Origin of the sequence: Streptomyces sp., assembly GCF_036566765.1 — a bacterium.
GTDB lineage: Bacteria > Actinomycetota > Actinomycetes > Streptomycetales > Streptomycetaceae > Streptomyces.
The window spans coordinates 1-6,151 of record NZ_DATCVQ010000351.1; the positions used below are offsets into that span (position 1 = coordinate 1).

Below are 6,151 nucleotides of genomic sequence, written 5' to 3' on the forward strand. Positions count from 1 at the left end.
GTCCTGGCGTCGCCCCACGCCACCCGCGACAGTCGGCCTGGAACGTCTTGTGCGGATCCGTAGGCATGCGTCAGCTCGTGCCACCGAACGCGGCTCATGCCCTTGAGGATCGTCCCCACCAAGCCCCCCAGTCCTGCTGCCTGCCGCTCGCCCTCCCCGGGCAAGCCTCATTGCGAGGCTAGTCCGCCACGCCGACCAGCGTTCCCAGATCTCGCCAACATTTCAGTCATCCGCGGCGCACGAGTGCTCTTCCCGCTCAGCTATACGCGTTCTCCGTTCTCGCCTACGTAGCCAACGTGCCGTTGACCTGTTCCACCACCCATCTCTTCGGTTGCGGAACGAAGCCCTTGCCCTGGTCGGCGGGGTTGCGGCGGACGACGTCGACGGTGATGTCGAGCATCGCGCCGTGGATGACGACCTCGTCCTTGAACCCCTGGTTCACCAGGGCCTTCTCCAGGCGGTTCCCGCACCGCTCCGCGGTCTGGTCGAGCAGGGCTCTGCCGGCGGCGCTGTCGTGGGCCGAGCGGCCAGCACGACGACGCCGATGATCAGCCCCAGGACGTCGACGGCCAGTCCCCGCTTGCGGCCCGAAGTCCTCTTGTTCGCGTCCAGCCCCGTCGTGGCCTTCGGGACTCCCGCGGCCACGCGCACGGACTGTGTGTCGATAACCACGAGGGACGGGTCCTCTGATCGGCGGGCCCTCTCCCGCACCTGGCAGCGCAGCAGTTCCTGGATCTGCTGGTCGAGCCCGTCCTCGCGCCACAGGGTGAAGTAGTAGAACACCGCCGACCAGGCCGGTAGATCATGAGGCAGTTAGCGCCACTGACAGCCCGTCCGGTCCTGGTAGAAGATCGCGTTCACGACGTTCCGGAGATCGCAACCCCCGGGATTGCGGGTCGCCGACCGTGCGACCCGCTCCCGCTTCCACGCCGTGATCATCGGCTCGATCAACGCCCATTGCGCATCGGCCAAGTCGCTCGGATACGACTCGCGCTCCATGCAACGAACCTCGGCATGAACATGCTCACCGGCGAGCATTGGCAGCGGCCAACAGGGCCACGAACGAGTGATCACGAGCTAAGGCAAAACGGACTTGACGTCCTCTCAGAGGTGGCCGTCCAGGAACTCCCGGACCTCGGCGGTGGTCATGGGCCCCGTGCCGTGCGCCACCACCTCGCCATCCTTCAGCAGGACGTAGGACGGGGCTCCGCTGATCCGGTATCGCTCGGTTGCGGCCGGGCAGCGCGTAATGTCGGTGCGGACGACCGTCAGGCGGCCCATGTACTCCTCGGCGATGCCCCCCACGACGAGGTCCATCGCCCGGCAGGGCTCGATTGCCTTGGGCCATGTCCCGCAGAAGTATGCGAGGACCGGAACCTCGCTCATCCCCAGGATGAAATCGAACTCCGCATCCTCACGGGGTTGGTGAACCCACTTCGCCATGGAAGCTCCTGACCTCATGTTCCGTCTTTCCATCCCCATCATCCCTGGCACGGCCGCGACCCGGGCCTGTGGTCCGCGGCGGGGTCCTCGGCCCGAACCTGCACCCTCGCGGCCTTGCGCTCGATCACCAAGCGGCTGACCGGGCTCGATGTGACCGTGCTCGACGGACCCGACACGAAGGTGACCGAGTTGACTCGCGACGCCGTGCTGCTCAGCGGTGGCCGCGAGCTGCCCAGCGAGGTGACTGTCTGGACCGCCGGATTCGGCGTGCCGGACCTGGCCCGCCCGCAGCGGGCTGAGCACCGACGCCCTGGGGCGTCTGCTCGCGGACAAGACGCTGACCAGCGTGGACGACGTACCCATCGTCGCGGCCGGTGACTCGACCGCGCCGTCGGACCTGCCGGCGCGGATGAGCTGCCAGGCGTCGATACCCCTGGGCGCACGGGCCGCCGACACGGTCCTCAGCCGGATCGCGGGGGAGCAGCCCTCGCCCCTCAACCAGGTGTTCGCCGGCCAGTGCATCGGAGTGGGCCGACGCGCTGGCATGTTCCAGTTCGCTCACAAGAACGACGTCGCGCTGTGGTTCCACATCGCCGGTCGTCCCGGCGCGAAGCTCAAGGAGTTCGTCTGCAAGGGCACCGTCAAGCACCTGGCCGATGAGGCGGGCAAGCCCGGTTCGTACAGCCTGCACAACCTCTCGGGAGGCGGCATACGAGAGCCCGCTGCAGGCCAGGCGCGACACGGTGCCGGTCACCGCCGGACAGGCGGGCTAGGTTCGCGCGCATCGTCCATGGCCCCTCAGGACGCCAACCCGCATGCGTGCGGTTCAGGCGGCTTGGCCGAAGCCTCCGATGGGAGGCCCTGATCGCGCAGCGGGGTGAAGTCGACGTCGACGTCCAGCTTCGGGTCGTACGCCTCTGGCTCAAGTCCGAGTTCGCAGGTGGAGTACTCGCCGAAGCGACGGATGTGCTCGGTCAGGTACGGCGAGATGTGGGCCAGGTCCTCGGTGTGGTCGTGGTCCGCTGCCCGCCGGCCCCCGGGACGTGGAAACGGCCGCCTCCTCCGCGGAGGAGGCGGCCGTTTGGGTCATGCGTCGGAGCCAGTCCCTCAGACGCGGTCCTGGACGATGGTGTACCACCAGTTGACGCCTGCCCTGGTGCCGTCGGCCCGCAGGGCCTCCAGCGTGTAGAAGTACGTGTCGCCCTTGGTCGCGGTGGTGTCGATGTAGCTGCGCGTCTCCGCGGGGAGCAGCCCGCTGTGCAGGGGCTCGTACGCCCTGGTCGCCGGGTTCCACCGTCTGATCAGGTAGCCCGTGACCGTCTCGCACAGCGCGGTGTTGTCGCACTTCCAGTTGACCGACGGTCCGAGGGAGCCGATCAACGAGTCGTGAGCCAGGGTGCCGAGCTCCCAGTCCTCATAGTCGAACGGCGAGGACGCCCGGACGTCGAGCTCGTTGGCGGGCACCCGGGTGACCCCCGGGGCGGTCGGCTGCAGCACGTTGCCCCAGCGGTCCTTGGCGACGACCGCGTACACGTACGTCTCGCCGTCCGGCAGTCCGCCGCAGAGGATCGCGAGCGGGTCGCTCTCGCCGTCCCGGCATTGGTTGGAGCTGATCCAGCTGATGCTGCCGTCGAGCTGCAGGCGGCCGGTCCAGACGTAGTACCCCTCGACGTCGTCCTCGGCCGAGGCGGCCCAGCTCACCAGCATGCCGTCCCTGCGCGGGGTGACCTGGACGCCGGTGACCGGCTCGGGGGCCACGCGGTCGCCGGTGCGGACGACGAGCGGGGCGGAATACGCCGACTCGTTCTTGTACGGGTCCACGGCGACGACGGCGTACGTCACGTACGTGCCGGCGGGCATGGTCAGGTCGTAGCACTTGCCCCCGTTGCCGGCCTCGTTGCTGCCCTCGGCGCAGGTCACTTCGGTGCTCGTGGCCGGGTCGAAGGTCTTTCCGAGCGAGCGGTACACACGGTAGTGACCGCCGTTGTCGTAGTCCTCGTAGAAGCCGTCGGGCTGCTTCCAGTACACCTCGGTCGAGCCCGGACGGACGACGGAGCCCAGGTCGGTCGGGGACTTCGGCGCGGTGACCGTCGCGTACGCCCCCGGGTTGCCGAGCGCGTCGAGGCCCCGGACCCGGAAGTATCGCGTGGTGTTCGGGGGTGCGTCGGCCCGGTACGACGTCGTGGTCGTCGAGCCGAGCAGCTGGAACGGGCCGGTGGCCGCGGAGGAGGCGTACACCTCGTACTTCGTGGCGTCGGCGGCGGCCTGCCAGTTCAGGGTGGCCCACCCCCCGTCGCCGGTCGCGACTGTGAGCCCGGTCGGGGCGGCGGGGCCCGTGCGGTCCACCGTGGTCGCAACCACGTCGGCGCTGCCGGTGGACTCGCGGCCGGCCTTGTCGACGGCGCGGACCTCGTACAGGAAGGTCTGGCCGGTCGCGGGCGGCGCGTCGACGAAGGACGGGGAGGCGAGCAGCGAGGTGCCGCTGACCTTCGCCCAGCTGGTGGCGCTCAACCGGCGGTACACGCGGTACCCGGCGAGGTCCATCTCCTTGTTGGCGGTCCAGCGCAGGGTGGTCTTGGCCGTCGTCCGGTCGTACGCGGCGGTGAGGCCGGTCGGCGCGAGCGGCTTGACCGTGTCGAGGGTGGCCTCGGTGCGCGGGACGTACGTGAAGGCAGCGTAGGCGTAACCGGTCCAGGCCACGTAGTCCACGCGGAGCGTGTGCTTGCCGGCCGGGATGGTCAGGTCGACCGTCTTGCGGGCGGTGGCGGAGACGTTGCTCCACATGTCGATCTTCCGCACGCCGTCGACGTAGACGCGCATGCCGTCCTGCGTGGCCGCGGAGAGCCGGAACGGTCCGCCGGAGCCGAAGTCACGGGTGACCGTCCAACGGACGGAGAAGTTGTCGCTCGGCAGCGTGACGCCGGCCGGGTCGCCGTAGCCGTAGGTCTCGGCGATGGCCGAGTCACAGACGGTCAGCTTCGGCGTGCCGCTTAACGAGGTATTGGCGAAGTACTGAGCCGTCCACGTGGGGGAGGCGCAGGAAACGGCGGCGGAGGCCGGGGCGGCGGTGATCAGACCGCCGGCGGCGGCGAGAGCAGCCGTCGCGGCCACGGCGCTCAGCCGGGTATGAGTCATCACAGAGAGCGGGCCCTTTCCGGACCTAGGTGAATATATGAAACAAGTGATGCCTGTGTGACCCATGAGGTGGGGGCAAGGTTGCCCCACCCCCCACATTCTCTCGTTCGGAGTTTCGGACCTCAGCCGTACAGGGCACGAAACGGATTGCCTAAGCTGAGGATCCACGCCGACAGAGGGCCTTCCTCGAGCACCCGCTCCGAAAAGGCGTCGGGAAGGGCTGCGGCAGGCACCCTCGATGGACCCGGGCGCGGTCCCGGCGGGATGCCCGGCGACGGGATCGCCTGGAGCTCCGTACGGAACTCCACCCTGATCACTTCGTACATGCGCCGCTCCCTGCCGCTGCATCTCGGCTGTTGACGGGCCTCACCTTCCACCCGGCAGGGTGAGTACCAAAGGGCGACGCCACCGGTTCGGCCCGTCTGTGTCCCTCTGCCGGGATACGGCACTCGGGTGTCGGTTCTGCGCCGTAGCGTGCGCCCATGACGTTCACGTTCATACCGCCGGTTCCGGCGGAACAGATCCGGCGGCTGCCCACCCGGGACGTTGCGCTCCTTCTTCTGCAGCACCTCGCCAGCGGCACCGGTTTCCTGCAGTACGGCGAAACGATGGGCTCGGCCCGCCAGGCATTCCAGGGCGAGCCGGACACACAGGTTCTCGTCGACCGCCTCTCCGACGCCTGGTCCTGGCTGGAGGCGCATGCGCTGCTGTCCCGGGTGCCCAGCCAGTCGGACGCCTTCCGTCGGCTTCCCGCGACGGAAGGGACCTGGCGAAAGACCCCGAAGGCGTCACTTGAACGCGATCGCAGTCGCTTAGTTGCCGGTGATCACGCCACCGCCCCGCCGAGGTCGAACCGCCAGTCGACACAGCGCATCGGATTCCCCGGCGGGTACTCGAAGTCCCGCTCCCCGCGCCGCTCGAAGCCCGCCCTGCGGCACACCGCGTTCGACGCCGCGTTGTCCGCCGACGGGAACGCGTGCAAGTGACGATGGAGGCCCGCCGCCTGGGCCTCCAGTATCACCGCGCGCGTGGCGGCCTTCGCAACCCCGCGCCCCTGGAATCCAGGCAGTACCGCCCACCCCGTTTCGTACACGGGCTCGCCGTCCCAGGTCTGTTGCCAGTAACCGATGCTGCCCACCACGACACGTTCCGGGACCAGCACGATCCGGAACATCCGCCCCACGCCTGTGCTGTCGGTGCTCAGCCGCACATAGCGCTCGTGGCGCCGGTCCAGCTGCTCCTCGGTCTCTGGGCCGCCGAGATGCCCCATCAGCTCCGGTGCGTTCAGCGCGCGCAACAGCCCCGCGTCCTCCTCGGACCAGGGCTCAAGGCGTACTTCGATTCGTACATCGTCCATGCGACACACCGTAGTTCAGGCCACTGACAGTCCTTGGGCGTACGCCGTCCAGGACGATGGGCGACGTGCGACGGACGAGGCCGTCGCCGGGCGGCTCGGCGTCCCGCTCTCCGAAGCGGCCCGAGCAGGTCCAGACCGCGTGCCTTCATCCCTGAAGGGAGCTGGCCCGGATACCCCGACCTCAGGGTCCGGCTGCCTCCAGGTCCGCATCGGACC

3 protein-coding genes and 2 pseudogenes are annotated in these 6,151 nt (G+C 68.9%); 1 reads left to right on the forward strand and 4 read right to left on the reverse strand.

Translation table 11 applies throughout. From position 1 onward, the window contains the following. Window positions 1-292 precede the first annotated feature (292 nt). Window positions 293-999, reverse strand: a pseudogene (locus VIU94_RS20480) (IS5 family transposase); the annotation flags it as partial. 105 nt (window positions 1,000-1,104) lie between these two features. Beyond that, window positions 1,105-1,443: a thioredoxin family protein gene (locus tag VIU94_RS20485; RefSeq protein WP_331913287.1), complete on the reverse strand. Its 339-nt coding sequence runs from the start codon at window positions 1,441-1,443 to the stop codon at window positions 1,105-1,107. Window positions 1,444-1,511: 68 nt separating this feature from the next. Between VIU94_RS20485 and VIU94_RS20490 the strand changes: the two are divergent. Next, a pseudogene (locus tag VIU94_RS20490) lies at window positions 1,512-2,308 on the forward strand (NAD(P)/FAD-dependent oxidoreductase); the annotation flags it as partial. 242 nt (window positions 2,309-2,550) lie between these two features. Here VIU94_RS20490 and VIU94_RS20495 read toward each other — a convergent pair. Both VIU94_RS20495 and VIU94_RS20500 read right to left on the reverse strand, forming a co-directional pair. Then, window positions 2,551-4,578 carry a fibronectin type III domain-containing protein gene (locus tag VIU94_RS20495; RefSeq protein WP_331913288.1) on the reverse strand — a complete coding sequence of 676 codons (2,028 nt, stop codon included), beginning with the start codon at window positions 4,576-4,578 and terminating at the stop codon, window positions 2,551-2,553. Window positions 4,579-5,404: 826 nt separating this feature from the next. Next, entirely contained in the window at window positions 5,405-5,935 is a 531-nt protein-coding gene (locus VIU94_RS20500; protein WP_331913289.1) for a GNAT family N-acetyltransferase, read from the reverse strand. Window positions 5,936-6,151: the final 216 nt, after the last annotated feature.

What these genes read in the sequence shown, in the direction of transcription:
- VIU94_RS20485 (WP_331913287.1), bottom strand. Translation starts at nt 1,443, where the DNA reads ATGGCGAAGTGGGTTCACCAACCCCGTGAGGATGCGGAGTTCGATTTC.
- VIU94_RS20495 (WP_331913288.1), bottom strand. Translation starts at nt 4,578, where the DNA reads ATGACTCATACCCGGCTGAGCGCCGTGGCCGCGACGGCTGCTCTCGCC.
- VIU94_RS20500 (WP_331913289.1), bottom strand. Translation starts at nt 5,935, where the DNA reads ATGGACGATGTACGAATCGAAGTACGCCTTGAGCCCTGGTCCGAGGAG.